At 38.6% G+C, this 17,553-nt stretch carries 14 protein-coding genes and 1 tRNA gene; 4 read left to right on the top strand and 11 right to left on the bottom strand.

The window, feature by feature from the left end; genetic code table 11:
• Positions 1 to 264: 264 nt before the first annotated feature.
• Positions 265 to 648 carry a hypothetical protein gene (locus PHX18_01840; GenBank protein MDD3593347.1) on the top strand — a complete coding sequence of 128 codons (384 nt, stop codon included), beginning with the start codon at positions 265 to 267 and terminating at the stop codon, positions 646 to 648.
• Between the two features lie 31 nt (positions 649 to 679).
• On the opposite strand, the gene PHX18_01835 is transcribed toward PHX18_01840, so the two are convergent.
• A tRNA-Arg gene (locus PHX18_01835) sits at positions 680 to 753 on the bottom strand.
• Between the two features lie 649 nt (positions 754 to 1,402).
• Here PHX18_01835 and PHX18_01830 point away from each other — a divergent pair.
• Entirely contained in the window at positions 1,403 to 2,110 is a 708-nt protein-coding gene (locus PHX18_01830; GenBank protein ID MDD3593346.1) for a type II secretion system protein, read from the top strand.
• A 27-nt stretch (positions 2,111 to 2,137) separates the two neighbouring features.
• On the opposite strand, the gene PHX18_01825 is transcribed toward PHX18_01830, so the two are convergent.
• The 10 genes from PHX18_01825 to PHX18_01780 form a co-directional block, all read right to left on the bottom strand.
• A complete protein-coding gene (locus PHX18_01825; GenBank protein ID MDD3593345.1) occupies positions 2,138 to 4,441 on the bottom strand; it encodes a GAF domain-containing sensor histidine kinase in 2,304 nt (767 codons plus the stop codon).
• A 120-nt stretch (positions 4,442 to 4,561) separates the two neighbouring features.
• Entirely contained in the window at positions 4,562 to 4,972 is a 411-nt protein-coding gene (locus PHX18_01820) for a hypothetical protein (GenBank protein ID MDD3593344.1), read from the bottom strand.
• Positions 4,973 to 5,138: 166 nt separating this feature from the next.
• On the bottom strand, positions 5,139 to 6,197 hold the full coding sequence (ruvB, locus tag PHX18_01815) for a Holliday junction branch migration DNA helicase RuvB (GenBank protein ID MDD3593343.1): 1,059 nt from the start codon (positions 6,195 to 6,197) through the stop codon (positions 5,139 to 5,141).
• Between the two features lie 63 nt (positions 6,198 to 6,260).
• Complete coding sequence (locus tag PHX18_01810) at positions 6,261 to 6,608, bottom strand: hypothetical protein (protein ID MDD3593342.1); 348 nt, start codon at positions 6,606 to 6,608, stop codon at positions 6,261 to 6,263.
• 19 nt (positions 6,609 to 6,627) lie between these two features.
• Positions 6,628 to 7,518, bottom strand: a complete 891-nt coding sequence (locus PHX18_01805; protein MDD3593341.1) for a hypothetical protein — start codon at positions 7,516 to 7,518, stop codon at positions 6,628 to 6,630.
• A 12-nt stretch (positions 7,519 to 7,530) separates the two neighbouring features.
• Positions 7,531 to 8,307, bottom strand: a complete 777-nt coding sequence (gene surE, locus PHX18_01800) for a 5'/3'-nucleotidase SurE (GenBank protein ID MDD3593340.1) — start codon at positions 8,305 to 8,307, stop codon at positions 7,531 to 7,533.
• Between the two features lie 2 nt (positions 8,308 to 8,309).
• Positions 8,310 to 8,993 carry an acylneuraminate cytidylyltransferase family protein gene (locus tag PHX18_01795; GenBank protein MDD3593339.1) on the bottom strand — a complete coding sequence of 228 codons (684 nt, stop codon included), beginning with the start codon at positions 8,991 to 8,993 and terminating at the stop codon, positions 8,310 to 8,312.
• A 227-nt stretch (positions 8,994 to 9,220) separates the two neighbouring features.
• Positions 9,221 to 10,987, bottom strand: a complete 1,767-nt coding sequence (locus tag PHX18_01790; protein ID MDD3593338.1) for an NADH-dependent [FeFe] hydrogenase, group A6 — start codon at positions 10,985 to 10,987, stop codon at positions 9,221 to 9,223.
• A gap of 5 nt (positions 10,988 to 10,992) precedes the next feature.
• Positions 10,993 to 12,849, bottom strand: coding sequence for an NADH-quinone oxidoreductase subunit NuoF (gene nuoF, locus PHX18_01785; GenBank protein MDD3593337.1), 1,857 nt, complete (start codon positions 12,847 to 12,849; stop codon positions 10,993 to 10,995).
• A gap of 1 nt (position 12,850) precedes the next feature.
• Positions 12,851 to 13,351: an NAD(P)H-dependent oxidoreductase subunit E gene (locus PHX18_01780; GenBank protein MDD3593336.1), complete on the bottom strand. Its 501-nt coding sequence runs from the start codon at positions 13,349 to 13,351 to the stop codon at positions 12,851 to 12,853.
• A gap of 206 nt (positions 13,352 to 13,557) precedes the next feature.
• Between PHX18_01780 and PHX18_01775 the strand changes: the two genes are divergently transcribed.
• Together PHX18_01775 and pyk are read left to right on the top strand one after the other, a co-directional pair.
• The gene (locus PHX18_01775) at positions 13,558 to 16,113 is read left to right on the top strand and encodes an ATP-dependent Clp protease ATP-binding subunit (GenBank protein MDD3593335.1); all 2,556 of its coding nucleotides are present in this window, start codon (positions 13,558 to 13,560) and stop codon (positions 16,111 to 16,113) included.
• A complete protein-coding gene (gene pyk, locus PHX18_01770; GenBank protein ID MDD3593334.1) occupies positions 16,106 to 17,551 on the top strand; it encodes a pyruvate kinase in 1,446 nt (481 codons plus the stop codon). Before PHX18_01775 ends, pyk begins: the two co-directional genes overlap by 8 nt.
• Positions 17,552 to 17,553 lie beyond the last annotated feature (2 nt).

The following is a 17,553-nucleotide window of genomic DNA, read 5'->3' as shown; positions in this document are numbered from 1 at the left end:
GAAAAACAATTTGATACTGCCGTCAGAGCCGTTACATTAGATGATAAACACCGTGAATATATCAAAGTAGGCTTAAAAGAAAGTTTAGCTGACAAAATAAAATTTAGCGAAGAAAGAATTACCAGTCTGCAGATACAACATAAAAAAATCAAAGGCAGATTAGATAAATTATACATAGACAAGCTTGACGGTATTGTTGATAATGAATTTTGGCTTGAGAAAAAACAAGAATGGACAAATCAAATTGAAGAAATAGAAAATTCATTGCAAGCATTTCATAATGCCGATAAAAAATATTACGATGAAGGAGTTAAAATTTTAGAATTTTTGAAAAACGCTTATGGTAAGTATTTATCCCAAAATAATAAAGAAAAGGGGAGAATGCTTAAATTTTTATTATCGAACTGTACCATAAAAGACAAAAAAGTAAGCTATGACTATACTTTGCCGTTTGCTTACTTCGTTAATTTTGACTCTTGCCAAGAAAAATACCTCGTATGCGATTCGCCAGCCGCAGCTTTGCGGAGGCATTATAAATTCTGTTCGACCGTAGGTCAGGCGTTCGCAATTTTTTGCATAAAAAATACCTCGGATGCGATTCGCCAGCCGCAGCTTTGCGGAGGCATTATAAATTCTGTTCGACCGTAGGTCAGGCGTTCGCAATTTTTTGCATAAAAAATACCTCGGATGCGATTCGAACGCATGACCTACCGCTTAGAAGGCGGTTGCTCTATCCGGCTGAGCTACCGAGGCATAGTTTTAATTATTATTCTTTTTTCAATTACCTCAGCCGGATAGAGCTATATTTATAGCCCTCGCCGCTGGCTCGCCGGAGCTGAGCTACCGAGGCATAGTTTTTAATTATTATTCTTTTTTCAATTACCTCAGCCGGATAGAGCTATATTTATAGCCCTCGCCGCTGGCTCGCCGGAGCTGAGCTACCGAGGCATAGTTTTTAATTATTATTCTTTTTTCAATTACCTCAGCCGGATAGAGCTATATTTATAGCCCTCGCCGCTGGCTCGCCGGAGCTGAGCTACCGAGGCATAGTTTTAATTATTATTCTTTTTTCAATTACCTCAGCCGGATAGAGCTATATTTATAGCCCTCGCCGCTGGCTCGCCGGAGCTGAGCTACCGAGGCTTAAAGAAATTGTAGCATAAAAAAAGAAAATGCAACAAGGTTTTCAATCAGTCACACAAACACCTTTGAGGCTTTCACGTTTTAAAGTCCTAAAGATAATATTAGGTTCTAAATCTAACAAGCATAGGATTTTAAAGACATTTCTAACAGATATATTGTCCTCGTCAAGCTTAATTACTAGTTACTTACTGGTCATGTATCGAGTTTTGATTTATACTGGTTTATATAAATTAAAGTCTAAAATTAAATTGAACTGTTTATGAAAAAATTAAAAGTATCAACAATCCCCCAACTCCATAAGGCCTTCACATTAGCGGAAGTTCTTATAACCCTTATGGTTATAGGTGTTATTGCCGTAGTAACCATACCAAGCCTTCTGCAATCTTGGCAAGAAAGAGAAACTGTCACTAAGTTAAAAAAGACATATTCTATACTTCAGCAAGCTTATAAGCTAGCCGAAATAGAAAATGGTGATCCAACCAATTGGAATGGTGATTGGAAACACTTGTTTAAAAACATTAATATTATTGAAGAATGTGGTACGACAAAACAGGGCTGTTTTGGTAGTTCCACGTACAAATCCCTTTCAGGTAATGTTTATGCCACTGCTGTCGAACCTTCAGGAGCTACCAATTATAAATATTTGACCAATGATAACGTTGGAATTTCTTTTTCTACAAATTTTCGTGCAAATAATTGCCAAGGTAGCTACACTGTTAATGGTTTACCTTACTGCGTTTGGCTAAATGTGGATATTAACGGAAGTAAACCACCAAATCAATGGGGGGTTGATACTTTCGTTTTTTATCTCACAAAACAAGGTATTTTCCCCTTGGGAGGAGCAAATTCCAGCGGCACGACATATCCTCATTCTTTTTGCCAAAAAACAGATGACTACCATAGCACCTACGGTTGTGCGCGGTGGGTAATTGAACGTGGAAATATGGATTATTCAACAACTTGGTAGTGTCACTGAGTACAGAGCCTAAGCTTTTTACCCGCTCAAGGCTACACAGAAGCTTGAGCCTTCGCTTTTTTGGGTATTAAAGTAAATTTTTCCGTGGTGGGCGCTAATAATCAACTTCGCTAAATACAAATTCATGCCCGCACCAATTTTTCTTTCAAGAAAATTAGACATTGCATTTCGCTGAAAGATTATCTTTTTAATATCTTCAGAAATCCCCTCGCCCTGGTCGGTAATACAGGTAATCAGAACATTATCTTTACGTTCAAATGATATTACAATATCGCTGGCATATCGTGTATGGTCAATAGCATTCATAAATATAATTTCAAAAACCTTTTGAATCTCCGCCATATCCCCATGGACTATAAGTTCATCCGTGCGCATCTCTTTTTTTATGTTCAAATGTTTTTCCTTTATAAGTGGCGCATATTTTGCCTCTATTTCATTAATAACGTCAAGCAGGTTAAAATGGCGCTTATAAAGTTTATATTTGCCTGCCTCAAAGTTATAAATACTAAGCAAATTTTTCAGCATATTAGTAAGGTTTTGGTTTGTCTCAAGCAATTCTTCAACAATTCTGTATTCACCGTTATGTTGTTTTTCTTTCTTGAGAAGATATTCGATAGCATTTCTTTGAGCAATCAAAGGGATTTGTAAATCATGCGCCAAAGTAGACAGGAACGCCTCTCTAAGTTCGATAATTTCAGAGTTTCTGGTTAATTCTTTAACAATATGAGAGGTACTGTCTATAATATTTGAGAGCAAATCTTTTTGATAAGCGGAAAGCACAACATCCCGCTGATAAATAAGCCCCAACGCACTGTAATGTTTGGGATTGCGTGTTATAAAAGGAAATATTGCAGCAAGTTTTATATTATTTTCTTCAAAAACAGCCTCTAAATTATTCGCCTTTAAATATTCTCTGATTTCTTTTATAAAACAGGGGCGCTGATTAACACTTACATCATAAAAAAGCTTAAATAAACGGTCAGGAAATGTATCTTCTTTAATGTTTACTGTATTAGGTTTGTAATAATTGTATATTTTATAATCCAATGAAGGGCTTTCAGGGTGAAATTCTACTATAATAGTACCTGTTGCCTTAAACAAATCGGTAATTTTTTCAAGCAGGTATTTATAAATCTGTGTAGTGTTGGGTAAAATTTTAGTTTCAGAAATTATGCCTCTAAGCGTCTTTTCTTTTTCCATAAGCATTTTCATCCTGGAATATAATTCAGCCTGCTCTAGAGCTATATTTATTTGTTTAGCAAGCAGTTCAAGTATTTTTAAATCGTGCTCATCCATTATATTTATTTCACTTATATATTGAAGAAAAAGATACAAGACTTTATCGTCATTTTCACGAATTCTAAACGGATAACTGGACTTGACCTGTGTTTTTATAAAAAATTCTTCAAGTTCACTGCCTTCAAGCTTATTATCCTTAAGAAACTTTTCTGCGGATTCAACGACAAATATAGGAGGTCTTTGAGGTATTGCTTTTAATAAGACTTCCCAAATTTTTTTAATATCATATCCGGATTCCTTGATAGGTCTTAGATAAGGATTTCCTATATATTCCTTGATAAAAGAGGGGATATTTTCGGTATTTTTTTTATCATATTCTATCAGGACAACTCTGTCTGCTTTAAACGCTCTGCCTATTTCTTCCAATATTTGACGTTTGATTTCTTTTTCATCCAAAGTGTTGCGGATTTTATCGAGGACTTTGATAACAAGCTCATCACGTCTTATACGGGCATTTGATTTAGAAATATAGTTCAAGCTGCGGTAAGCTTTTTCGAAAAGATATATAATATGCCTTAACAGTTTTTTATCAAACTTGCCGGGTTTGTTGTCATAATAAAGCTCCATTACCATTATATGATAGTCATCAATAAACACAGGCACTACATAAAAATTTTCGTAGTTTAAAAAATTCAAGTATTTTCTGACTGTTTCATTTTTGAAAGCATTGTGGTCAAGAATATGTGTAACCGATTTTAACAAATTCTTTAAAATCATATAGCTTTCTTTATGAAACTGATTTTTTGTATAGCTGTCTATCGTTCTTGTAGAAGCAATAACCTTGGTACCGGTATAAGAATATTCAACTAAAACACAATCTGACGGATTAAACATTTCTTCTGTTTCTTTCATAAGAATAAAAGATAATTTTTCTTTATCAAATATATTCTCAAATTTTGATTGAATATTCCGCAATAACGAGTTAAAGCTGTTTTGCCTGTAAAGCACGGCAAGATAACCAAGCAATAACGAGCTCAGAGATAATAAAAAAATCAGTAAAATATAAAGATATGCACTCTTCATACCACAACTTTAACCGATTATTGATATTTGTAATCGGATAAACGGGCAAATCTGCAAGTTAATTCATATAAAAAAGACCCTCGAATGAGAGTCTTTTTTTGTATAGAATCTGAATTTTTACTAAAATGGAAGAAATGCATCAACTAAACCAAATGCTTTGTCTTTGAAGAAATTCCCCCATCCGGTATTTCCGGCAATTTCGCTCGATCCGTACCTATCCGCAGAATTAGCTGAACGAGGACCAAAACCTGACAGAAATGCAACTTGATTCATTTCTCTATTTATGCCATAACCGCCGCCGTATCCATAACCGCCGCCGCCAAAAATAGGGAAGCAACCGCCGCCACCTCCGGCAAAACCGCCGCAATAGTTTGGGATACCGCCACCTATTCCCCATAGGCTTGAAGCCCCGCTAAACTGAGGATTATGGCTAAATCTCATCATATCATTAGCCATAATATTATCTAACTTCATAGAATAAAAATTAGTACCGGGAAATCCTGAATAACGATTACATGAAGGCACTGCCATGACATTTCTCCTTTGTTCTTAATTATCTTATCTTAATAAAAACAATTTGATATAAAAAATTGCGGGCATGGATTTAATAAGAAGCTGGGAAGCTAGGCGGCTGGGATTAAGTTGGAGAGGTGAAGAACTTAAGGGTTGATAGCCCAGTCCTACGGTTTTCCTCTGCTTAAAACTCCAAGCTTATTTGTGATGAGAACTGTTTGAAGCCCAGCATTCTGTAACCTTCGGGTGAAACTCTGCGTCCTCTTGCTGTTCTTAAAATCAAACCCGACTGAAGCAAGTACGGCTCATAAACATCTTCTATGGTTTTAGCATCTTCGCCGAGTGCAGTTGCCAATGTTTCGATACCTACAGGTCCACCGTCGTATTTTTCTATGATAAGTTTCATCAAATCTCTATCGGTCGTATCAAGCCCGAATTTATCTATCCTGAGCATATCGAGTGCTTCATTTGCAATTTTGCCGTCAATTTTGCCGTCATAGCGCACAATCGCATAATCACGAACCCTTTTTATTAATCTGTTTGCTATACGAGGGGTACCTCTCGAACGTATTGCAATTGATTCCAGACCTTTATCATCAATCCCAATCGTCAGAATATCGGCAGTTCTTTTAATAACCCGCATAAGTTCTTGTACGGTATAAAACTCCATTCTGTGGATGATACCAAATCTGTCACGTAAAGGACCTGACAAACTTCCCGCTTTTGTAGTTGCGCCTATAAGAGTGAATTTTGGAACAGGCACCCTCAAGTTTTTAACTGTTTGTGCTTTGCCGGTTGTCATATCAATAAAAAAATCTTCCATAGCGGGATAAAGGATTTCTTCCGCTATCTTGCTAAGCCTGTGAATTTCGTCTATAAATAATATCTCACCTGATTTTAACCCCATCAAAATCCCTATAATATCACGAGGACGCTCAAGCGCCGGAGCTGATGTAATTTTTATATTAACGTCCATTTCATTAGCAACAACGGAAGCAAGGGTTGTTTTGCCAAGTCCCGGGGGACCGTAAAATAACATATGGTCTATTGACTGCATACGTTTTTGAGCTGATGTAATGGTGATTTGCAGAGTTTCTTTTAAATGAGCCTGACCTATATAATCACAGAACTTCTGCGGTCTTATAGACTGTTCAAAACTTTTATCACTGACAGCTTCTTGAGCGTCAACAGCCAATCTTGACGCAGGCTGTTTGTATTTAGAATTCCCCTCTACTATAGCCAATTTTTATCCCCATAAATTCATTATATTTAATTATAACAAGTATAATTTGATAATGAAAATTTATTAAGCTAAATCTTCGGGAAAATATTTATCCACTTCAATAATTATGCCTTCTTTTTTCTTTTTGATGAATTTATGGATAAAAGAAATGAGTTTTTTGCCTGTGATTTTATAATTCTTGATATATGGATGAGGCTGCGCATCAACCAAAACTTTTACAATATATTCACAATCATTGGCATTTTTTATAATCTCATCCTTGTCAAAGGTTTTGCCGTATTTATCAAGTTTGATGGTGATACATTGTACCCCGTCGCCGCAATCAACAACTTGGCTCTCATCTTCAAGCGGCTTTTGCGCTTTATGTTTTGAAAAAATATTTATAACTTTTTGATTTATATCTTCTGTCATTTTTATTTTCCTTGGTTAATTAAGGGCAAGCGATTGTGGCAATTTCACCTTGCTTAGTGATACTAATGCACTTAATATCATTGATGGTATCTGCATTTCTATCTAAATCCATTTTTATTATTGCTTGGTCTGCGACATAGCCTTGTACAGTAAGCATGACACCATTAGTCAATCTTAGTTTACCCTGGGCTCTGCAAACCTGACATCGCCACTTTTCTTCAGCAGTAGCAATCGAATTACAGTCTGCGATTACTTCCGGATTATCAGGCGTTACATGGTTTAAATTTTTAAATATACCTACACAAAGTTCTGACTCTGCGTTTATCCTTTCCTTATAAGACAAATCAATATTTCCGTCAGGACAAGCTTCGCCCTGTAAAGACTCTTTTAACACCGGCATAGGAATATCGCATGTATAAATATCCTCTCCTGCGCCTGTTTTTCTTGCTGCGTAAGTTTCATCCGTATTACAAGGAGTACCTTGTGCAACTTTCCTGCCGCAAACAACTTCAGAGCCTGTAATATACCAACCATATTCCGCAGGGGTTGTAGGGCAATTACATAACATCGGAGTTTCACAAAAACCTGCGGAATTAATAACCCCCAGCGTACACTCAGCTTGGGTTGTCGTAACATTAGATACACAAGTATCTGCAGTTGTATTGTGTGTATATCCGTCGGGGCAAACAGGCGCTGCATAAGCTTCACATATAGGTACTGTAGAATTACATACATCTTTAATTGTCTGGTCTACCGCTTTTTGAATTGCATCTCTGGTAGGGGCTTCCAGCTTAGAATCAGTATCCAGCCGTCTGAAAAATGAAATAGACAACCCTGCTATAATCCCAAGCAGAATAACCGTCTGCATAATTTCAATCAGAGAAAAAGCTTTTTTGTTGTATTTTTTCATAATCCAATCACCTTAAGTACAGTTTGACTTGCAAAAAGCAACTTCCAAATCGGGCAAAATGCTTGTATAAGTCATCTCAAATGTTACAGGAGTAATTGATATTTTGTTATCTCTTACGGCATAAATATCAGTACCCTTTTCCTGGCTGTCGTGCTTAACTTCGCCTGCAAGCCAGTAATATACTTTACCTCTCGGGTCAAGTCGTTTTTCATATTCATCGGTATAAACTTTTGTACCCAGTCTGGTAACTTCTATCCCGTTCATATCTTCAAGCTCTGCAGCAGGAATGTTAATATTGAGAATGGTTTTTTTAGGGAAGTTAATGTTGTCTATTTTGTTAATAAACTTTGCCATAAATTCAGCTGCAGGGTTAAAGTTATAAGAATTGCCGTACAAATCCGCCAAAGAAACCGCAATACTGGGGAAGCCCAACACAGCGCCTTCCATAGCAGCGCTTACCGTGCCTGAATATAAAACATCCGAACCCAGGTTGGGACCATGGTTGATACCTGAAATAATCAAATCCGGCTTCTCATCCAAAATGGCTGTAACTCCTATTTTTACGCAATCGCCGGGGGTTCCTGATATTGCCCAGGCTTTTTTTACATCTATACCAATATTGACATCGACTACCCTCAAAGGCATATTAAGCGTCAATGCATGCCCTGCCGCACTGCGTTCCTGGTCCGGTGCTATTATATAAACTTCATGTTCTTTACATAACGCTTTTGCAAGGGTCGCAATCCCTAATGCCTGTATTCCGTCATCGTTTGCTATTAATATTTTCATACTTATCCTTTCAATAATAATTCCCGGGCTTTGTCAAAATCAGCCTGTGTATCTATATCAACGGTTTTAGGGATTTCTAATATAAATGGTTTTTCTCCTATAAAATCACTATACTTTCTGAATGAATCATATCTTATTGCATAAAATGCCCCGTCTTCCGCCATTATTTTTTCGTTGGTTTCAACATCCTGCCATCTCGGGCGCAAATGATAATCATACAAATTCAAAGCTTCATTTGAATGTGTGAGTTTCCATAATGCCATAGTATAGCATTTTTGAAACCCTGTGAAAATACTGTCATATTGTTTATTTTCAAGTAAAATCCTTAACGCTTCATCAACAAGCCCGCCTTCTCTGACAGGACAAGTAGGCTGCAAAAGAATAATAATATCAGGCTTGTAAGAATTTATCTCCAGCATATTAACAACATCAACCAAGACAGGGGCTGTTTTAGTAGTATCCTGCGCAAGTTCCCCGGGTCTTATATGAACCTGTGCTCCGTACTGTTTAGCTGTATCGGCAATTTCAGGGCTATCTGTCGAAACCACTACTTTATTGATAAGTTTTGATTTTAGGGCAGATTCAATAGACCAGGCAATTAAGGGCTTGCCCAGCAACAACTTGATATTCTTATGCGGAAGTCTTTTAGACCCACCTCTTGCAGGAATTATTGCTACTATGTTCATACCTTTATTTTAATCTATTTTTCAGGTTGATACAAGAGGATTAAATTAAGAAGCCGGGATTAAGTTGAAGAGGTGAATGGGTGAAGAACTTAAGGAAGCTTGGCAGCCGGGAGGCTGGGAAGCTGAGAGGGCTAGGATTAAGTTGAAGAGGTGAAGGGGTGAAGAGCTTAGGGAAGCTTGGAAGATTTTACTCAATAAAAAGCGGGGCAAATGCCCCGCTTTTGAAGTTATGTTGTTTTTAACTGTTTTCCTACGTTCATATAAGATGTTTCTTTACGGTTTAGATAATGTGTATGCAAATTGTGGTGGGCTTCTTCGCTGTTTGGAGCGCCAAGCCATTTTTCATAAACAGTTTGAACATCCTGATTTTCATGGGAGCGGCGTATAGCTAACTTTTGGTCGCAGCAATATAAGCCTTCGGAGCGTTGTTTCTTGATGTTTGGATTTTTGCAGCTTACGGGTTGTCCGCCGCCTGCTATACATCCGCCCGGACAAGCCATTACTTCTACCATCGCATAATCCGCTTTGCCTGCAAGGATATCTTTAATTACCTTATCTGCCGCACTTAATGTGTTTGCTACAGTAAATTTCAAATTATTGCCCGCTATATCAACAGAAAATTCTTTAACAAAATCAAGTCCTCTTGCGGGTGTGATATCAATACTTTCAAGCTCTGTTCCCGTGATAATTTTGTATGCTGTTCTGAGTGCGGCTTCCAAAACACCGCCTGATGTTCCAAAAATCACACCTGCACCTGAATACAAGCCTAAAGGATTATCCGGAAGTTCACACATAACGTGCTGGAAGTCAATCCCTGCTTCTTTAATCATCCTGACTGCTTCTTGTGTAGTTAAAACATAATTTATATCAGGGTCATCATCAACCGCAAATTCAGGACGTTTTGCCTCAGCTTTTTTAGCGGTACAAGGCATGATGGACACAACCGTAAGGTCTTTTCTGTCTATGCCGAATTCTTCCGAAATAAGCTTTTTAGTTACGGAGCCGAACATTTGTTGGGGTGATTTACAGGTTGAAAGATATGGTAAAAGTTCAGGATATTTTGTTTCTGCAAATTTTATCCATGCAGGACAGCAGCTCGTGAACAGAGGAAGTTTCCCCCCATTTTTGAAACGGTTTACGAACTCTGTGCCTTCTTCCATAATCGTTAAATCCGCGGCAAAGTTTGTATCATATACTCTGTCAAACCCTATTTTTCTCAGTGCGGCAACAATTTTACCGGTTGTATCTTCACCGGGGTTAAATCCGAAAGCTTCACCTATTGCAACCCTTACGGCAGGCGCTATTTGGGCAACTACTTTTTTCTTAGGGTTGGTAATTTCATTCCAAACCTGCTCTACATCATTTTTAATTGTTAATGCGCCTACAGGACATACTGCTACACATTGTCCGCAGTAAACGCAGTCGACTTCGGGCATTGTTTTATTAAAGGCGGGTGTTACAACAGAGTTTGAACCTCTTTTTGCAATACCCAAAATTCCTAAACCCTGAATTTCTTCACAAGCTCTTACACAAGCGCCGCAAAGAATACATTTATTTACATCTCTTACTATAGAAGGGCTGCTTGCATCGATAGGCACAAGTTCTTTTTGTTTTTCAAACCTGATATCTCTTATACCGTATTTTTTTGCAAGACTTTGCAGCTCGCAGTCTTCCGATTTTTCGCACATTGTACATTCTCTGTTATGGTTTGCAAGCAAAAGTTCTAAAGAGATTTTTCTTACACGTCTTGTTCTTTCTGTGTTAATGTGGACTTTTAAACCGGCTTCGGGAGGCATTGTACAGCTCGATTGAATTCCTCTGCCTTCGATTTCTACAACACACATACGGCAAGAACCATATAGTGTAAGGTCGGGGCGGTAACACAATGTTGGAACTTCAATACCTGCCTTCCTTATTACTTCAAGCAAGTTTTTTTCATTAGTGAATTCAACAGGGTTGCCGTCTATGTATAAAATTTTCTTATCTTCTGACATTTTAATTAAACCTCCTTGATGGCCTTGAACGGACAAGCCGCCAGACAAGAGCCGCACTTGATACAAGCTTCTTGTTTGATTTTGTGAACTTCTTTAACTTTACCTTCGATTGCATTTACAGGGCATACACGAGCGCACTTTGTACAGCCTTTGCAAAGGTCTTCTTCTATTATTATAGTTTTGAAGGCTTTGCAAACCCCTGCAGGGCAGCGTTTTTCCAAAATATGCGCTTCATATTCATGTCTGAAATATTTTAGCGTTGATAAAACGGGGTTTGGAGCAGTTTTGCCCAAACCGCATAAAGAACCGTCTTTTACCGCAAGAGCAAGCTCTTCAAGCAGCGCCAAATCTTCCATTACAGCCTGACCGCCAACGATTTTCTCAAGAAGTCTTAACATGTTTTTTGTACCTTCACGACAAGGAACACATTTGCCGCAAGATTCGTTTTGGGTGAAATTCATGAAAAATCTTGCGACTTCTACGATACAAGTATCTTCATTCATTACAACCAATCCGCCGGAACCTACCATAGCGCCTGCTCTGATAAGTGAATCGTAATCAAGGGGCAAATCCAGATGCTCTTCTGTCAAGCACCCGCCCGAAGGTCCTCCGATTTGTACGGCTTTGAATTTTTTGTTGTTTCTGATTCCGCCGCCGATATCGAATATGATTTCCCTTAAAGTTGTACCCATAGGTACTTCAATAAGGCCTGTATTGTTAACTTCGCCTGTAAGCGCAAACGTTTTCGTTCCTGCGCTTGTTGATGTTCCGAAACTCTTAAACCAACCTGCGCCCTTTTTTATAATCAAAGGTACGTTTGCTAAAGTTTCTACGTTGTTAATAATAGTCGGTTTTCCAAATAACCCTTTTACCGCAGGGAACGGGGGTTTGGGTCTTGGCATACCTCTTTCGCCTTCTATTGAAGCGATAAGAGCTGTTTCTTCTCCGCAAACAAATGCTCCTGCACCTTCTTTAATGTGAAGGTCGAATGAAAACCCTGTACCCATTATATTTTTACCGAGCAGGTTTCTTTCCTCGGCTTCTTGTATAGCGGTTCTTAACCTTGCGATAGCAAGAGGATACTCCGCTCTGACATAGATATAACCTTCGTCCGCTCCTGTTGCAAAAGCGGCAATAGCCATACCCTCCACTAATTTATGAGGGTCGCCTTCCATAATACTTCTGTCCATAAAAGCGCCCGGGTCGCCTTCATCACCGTTACAGATTACGTATTTTTTATCGCCTGCTGCCATTAATCCCCATTTTCGTCCGGTAGAAAATCCGCCGCCGCCGCGACCTCTTAATCCGCTATCCGCTACGGTTTTGATAACATTTTGAGGATTGTTTTCTTCAAGAACTTTCGCTAACGCTTCGTATCCGCCTACCGCCAGATATTCATCAACCGATTCGGGGTTGATTTCACCGCAGTTTGCCAATGATGTTCTTGTTTGTTTTGCGTAAAAATTAATATTTTCATTTTTAAACACGTGTTCGTTTGTTTTTGGGTCTGTATAAAGAAGCCTTTCAACAGGTTTTCCGCCTTTTATGTGGCTTTCTACAATTTCTTCAACATCTTCAACTTTGACCTTAACATAAGTAACATCAAGGCTTGGGATTACAACCAGTACGCCCTGTTCACAAAAACCGTGGCATCCTGTTATAACCGTTGAGAAAGTATTGCTGCTGCAATTGCACTCTCTGTCTGCACATTCGCATCCTAATTCCTGAAACTTTTTAATAACATTTTTTGAACCGTTAGCTACACAGCCCGTACCTGCACAAATCAATACCCTTGTAGGCATTGCATTGATTTTTTCTTTTGCCTTTTGTGCTTCTTTTTTTATATCCGTCATAACTGCCATTTTAACCCTCACTGTCTTCTTTAATAAGAGTATCTATAACTATTTTTATTGCTTCGGCTGTCATTTGAGGGTAAACTTTTTCATTGATTACTACTACAGGCGCCAGACCGCAAGCCCCAAGACAACTCACTGTTTCTACCGTGAATTTGCCGTCGTCCGTGGTGATTTTTTTATCCGTTAAATTTAATTTGCCTCTTACTGCATCTAAAACAGGAAGACTTCCCCTAACGTGGCATGCTGTTCCGTCACAGATTTTTACTTCGTATTTTCCTTTAGGGTCAAGACTGAACAAGCTGTAAAATGTTGCGACACCATAGACGCTTGCAGGCGAAAGTCCTATCTTTCCCGCTACATAAGTCATGGCATCTTCAGGAAGGTACTTATAAGCTTCTTGAATTTTTTGCAGTACTGCAATAAGATTGGATTTTTTTGTCCCGCATTCCGATAAAATTTTATCTATCAGGTCGAAATCAACTGTTGCAGCAGACTTCAATTGTGTCATTATTTCTCCTTTTCATATACTTCGTGATATTTTTATTTTATATGTGATTTTTTTCACGATTAACCTTTGATAATAAGTTAACAAAAACATGGTTTAAATTCAAGGGATGTTTTGGTGTATTTTTTCAAAGAGGATTAATTAAACTTTTGAAAATTATTACTTTCCTTGTATAATTAAATTAACTATATATTTCAATGGAGATTATCATGTTTGAAAGATTTACCGAAAAGGCAATAAGAGTGATAATGTTAGCGCAGGAAGAAGCGAGGCATTTAGGTCATAATTTCGTTGGTACAGAACAAATTTTACTCGGTTTAATAGGCGAAGGCACGGGTGTTGCCGCTAAAACACTTAAAGCAATGGGAGTTACCCTTAAAGATGCCAGAGCCGAAGTTGAAAAAATTATCGGCAGAGGGTCAGGCTTTGTTGCCGTTGAAATTCCGTTTACCCCTCGTGCTAAACGGGTTTTGGAATTGTCCTGGGATGAAGCAAGACAGCTTGGGCATAGCTATATAGGAACGGAACACTTGCTTTTAGGATTAATAAGGGAAGGCGAAGGGGTTGCTGCAAAAGTTATAGAAAATCTCGGGCTTGACCTGAATAAAGTCAGAAGTAATGTTGTTAAAATGCTTGGTGAAACAAAATCAACTTCAGCAGGAGGCGGTTCTCAGGGTTCAGGTCCTGCAACGGCTGCCACCGTATCCGGAGGCAAGGCAAAGACACCTTCTTTGGACGAGTTTGGAACTAATCTTACATTAGCTGCACAGGAATTGCGTTTAGATCCTGTTGTCGGCAGAGAAAAAGAGATAGAAAGAGTTATTCAAATTCTGGGCAGAAGGACAAAAAATAATCCCGTTCTTATCGGTGAGCCCGGCGTAGGTAAAACTGCCATCGCAGAAGGGCTTGCACTTAGAATTGTAAACCATGAAGTACCGGATATTTTGGAAGATAAGAAGCTTATCCAGCTTGATATGGGGCTTTTGGTTGCAGGTACAAAATACCGCGGCGAATTTGAAGAACGTTTAAAGAAAATAATGGATGAAATCAGAGCTAACGGCAACGTTATTTTGATTATAGATGAAATGCATACTTTAATAGGCGCAGGCGCTGCAGAAGGCGCCATTGATGCCGCTAATATTTTGAAACCCGTGTTATCAAGGGGCGAACTGCAGGTTATCGGGGCAACTACTCTTGATGAATACAGAAAGTACGTTGAAAAAGATGCTGCTTTGGAAAGAAGATTCCAACCTGTTTACGTAGAGCAGCCTTCTGTCGATGATACTATCGAGATTGTAAGAGGATTAAAATCCAAATACGAAGAACACCACAAATTATATATTTCCGACGAAGCCATTATTGCGGCAGCTGTTCTGTCCGATAAATATATTACTGACAGATTTTTGCCCGATAAGGCAGTAGATTTGATTGACGAAGCAAGCTCAAGAGTAAGATTGAGAGCTTCGGGGCTTCCCCCTGAAGGCAGGGAACTTGAGAAAAAATTAAAAGATATTTCAAGACAAAAAGAACTTGCAATCAGAAATCAGGAATTTGACAGGGCAAGCCAGCTGCGTGATGAAGAAGCTGATTTAAAAGAACAGATAAGAGATTTGCAGGCAAAATGGAAACTGGAGCAGGAACAAAATAAAGCTACGGTTACGGCAGAAGAGGTTGCCAATATTGTAAGCACCTGGACAGGTATTCCCGTCCAAAAAATTACCGAGGGCGAAGGCGAAAGATTGCTTAAACTTGAAGATACCCTCCACCAAAGAGTTATCGGACAAGACCAGGCTGTTATTTCTATTGCCAAAGCCATAAGAAGAGCCAGAGTCGGTTTAAAAAGTCCTAACAGACCAATCGGAAGCTTTATTTTCTCCGGTCCTACGGGGGTTGGTAAAACAGAACTTGCAAAAGCTTTGGCAGAAGCAATGTTTGGCTCTGAAGATAATATGGTGCGGGTTGATATGTCAGAATTTATGGAAAAACACTCTACCAGCAAACTTATCGGTTCTCCTCCGGGTTATGTCGGCTACAACGAAGGCGGACAGCTAACAGAAACCATCAGGAAAAAACCTTACAGCGTTATTTTATTTGACGAAATTGAAAAGGCACACCCCGATGTGTTTAACTTAATGCTGCAAATTCTTGATGACGGCAGATTGACCGATTCAAGAGGAAGACACGTTAACTTTAAAAATACTATTATTATTATGACTTCAAACGTTGGTGCAACAATGATAGAAAATAATTCACAGCTTGGTTTTGCCGTTGCAAACGATGAGGCTAAGAGCCGCTATGAAAGACTTAAAGATACGGTAAGCGAAGAAATGAAGAAGTTCTTTAAACCTGAATTTTTAAACAGGCTTGATGATACTATTGTATTTGCTCACTTAACAAAAGAAGAAATCAGGAAAATTGTTGAGATTATGCTTAAAGACCTTGTTAAACGCTTGGGCGAACAAGAGCTTTGCCTGCAGGTTCCTGATGAAGTAAAAGATTGGCTTGCAGAAAAGGGCTATAGTCCTACATACGGTGCAAGACCTTTAAGAAGGGTTATTCAAAAGAAAATTGAAGACCCCATTGCAGAGGAGATATTGACGGGGCATTACAGGCATGGGGACTGTATCGGTTTAAACATTGAGGACGATATGATTAAATTCGGACATATATATTCCGAATCAGAGTCGGAGCCTGTCACTGCAGAAAAGAAAAAGAAGGAAAAAGAGATAAAAGAAGCAGAAATGGCAGAAGAGAAGAATGATTAAAAAAGAAGAATTTATAAAGACAAAAATCGTGGCAACCATAGGTCCTGCCAGCGATAGCGAAGAGGTGATTAAAGAATTAATTTTGGCGGGAACTACGATGTTCCGCCTGAATTCATCGCATGAAACTCCTGAGGTACATTTACACAGATTACAAACCATAAGAAAAATATCAAAAGAACTCGGAAGGTTTATTCCGGTTGTATTGGATTTACAAGGACCTAAAATCAGAGTCGGAAATCTTGACAATCCTATCGAACTTAAGGTTAATCAGGAATTGATTATAAAACCCCAGATGGAACAAAAAGGTGAAAATATAATTCCGGTTGATTATGAAGGTATTGTAAAAGACGTAAAATCCGGTGATAGATTATTGCTTGATGACGGCAGGCTTGAATTCAGAGTTACCGGTACAGAGCCTGATTATGCAAAAGCCGTTGTCGTTAACGGCGGTATTTTAAAATCAAGGAAAGGGCTTAATATCCCGGGTTCTACTTTGAGTATTTCAGCTATTACAAAGCGTGATGTAGATTATATTAAATTCTCGGTTGATAATGAAGTCGATTATATTGCGCTTTCTTTTGTCCGCTCAAAAGACGATGTAATTAAGGCTAAAAATATACTGGAGGTTTTTGGTAAAAACATTCCCATCATATCAAAAATTGAAAAACCGCAGGCAATAGACAATCTTGACTCTATAATCACCGTATCTGAAGGTATTATGGTGGCAAGGGGTGACCTTGGCATAGAAATTTCACCCGAAAAGGTGCCTTTGGTACAAAAAAAGATTATCAAAGCAGCTAATGCGCAGAAAAAAGTAGTTATTGTAGCAACCCAAATGCTTGAATCAATGGTAGAGCAGCCTATGCCGACAAGGGCAGAAGCTTCTGACGTTGCAAATGCTATTATTGACGGTACTGATGCCGTGATGTTGAGTGAAGAAACAACCATCGGCAAATACCCTGTTAAAGCAGTGGAGATGATGGCACAGATTGCTAAAAACGTTGAAAACAGCGATGTTATCAGCAGAAACTATTACCCTGCCGAAATGCGGCAGATTAATAACCCTGATGCACAAGCAATTTGCTCTGCTATTATGAAGATGATTGAAAAAATTGACATAAAAGCAATCCTGGCGTTTACAGCTTCAGGGTACACTCCAAGTTTACTTTCAAAAGGGAAGCCGTCTGTACCGATATATGCGCTTTGTGAAAATGAAGCAGCTTGCCGGCAAATGAATTTATACAGAGATGTATTCCCTGTATTATTTGACTGTAAGATTGAAATGAACCGCGAAACTGTTAAACTTATTAATAATTTACTGGTTAAGACGCTGGGATACAAATCCAATGACAAAATTATTATCACGGGTTCTATCCCTGAACTTGCAAGAGGCAAAACAACAAACTTTATAAGGTTGCATGAAATCCCCGGAGTATAGCG

The sequence above is a fragment of the Candidatus Gastranaerophilales bacterium genome (assembly GCA_028696075.1).
GTDB lineage: Bacteria > Cyanobacteriota > Vampirovibrionia > Gastranaerophilales > JAILCC01 > JAQVHS01.
The sequence above is the reverse complement of the archived record's forward strand: the minus strand, read 5'-3'. Positions and strand labels throughout refer to the sequence as shown.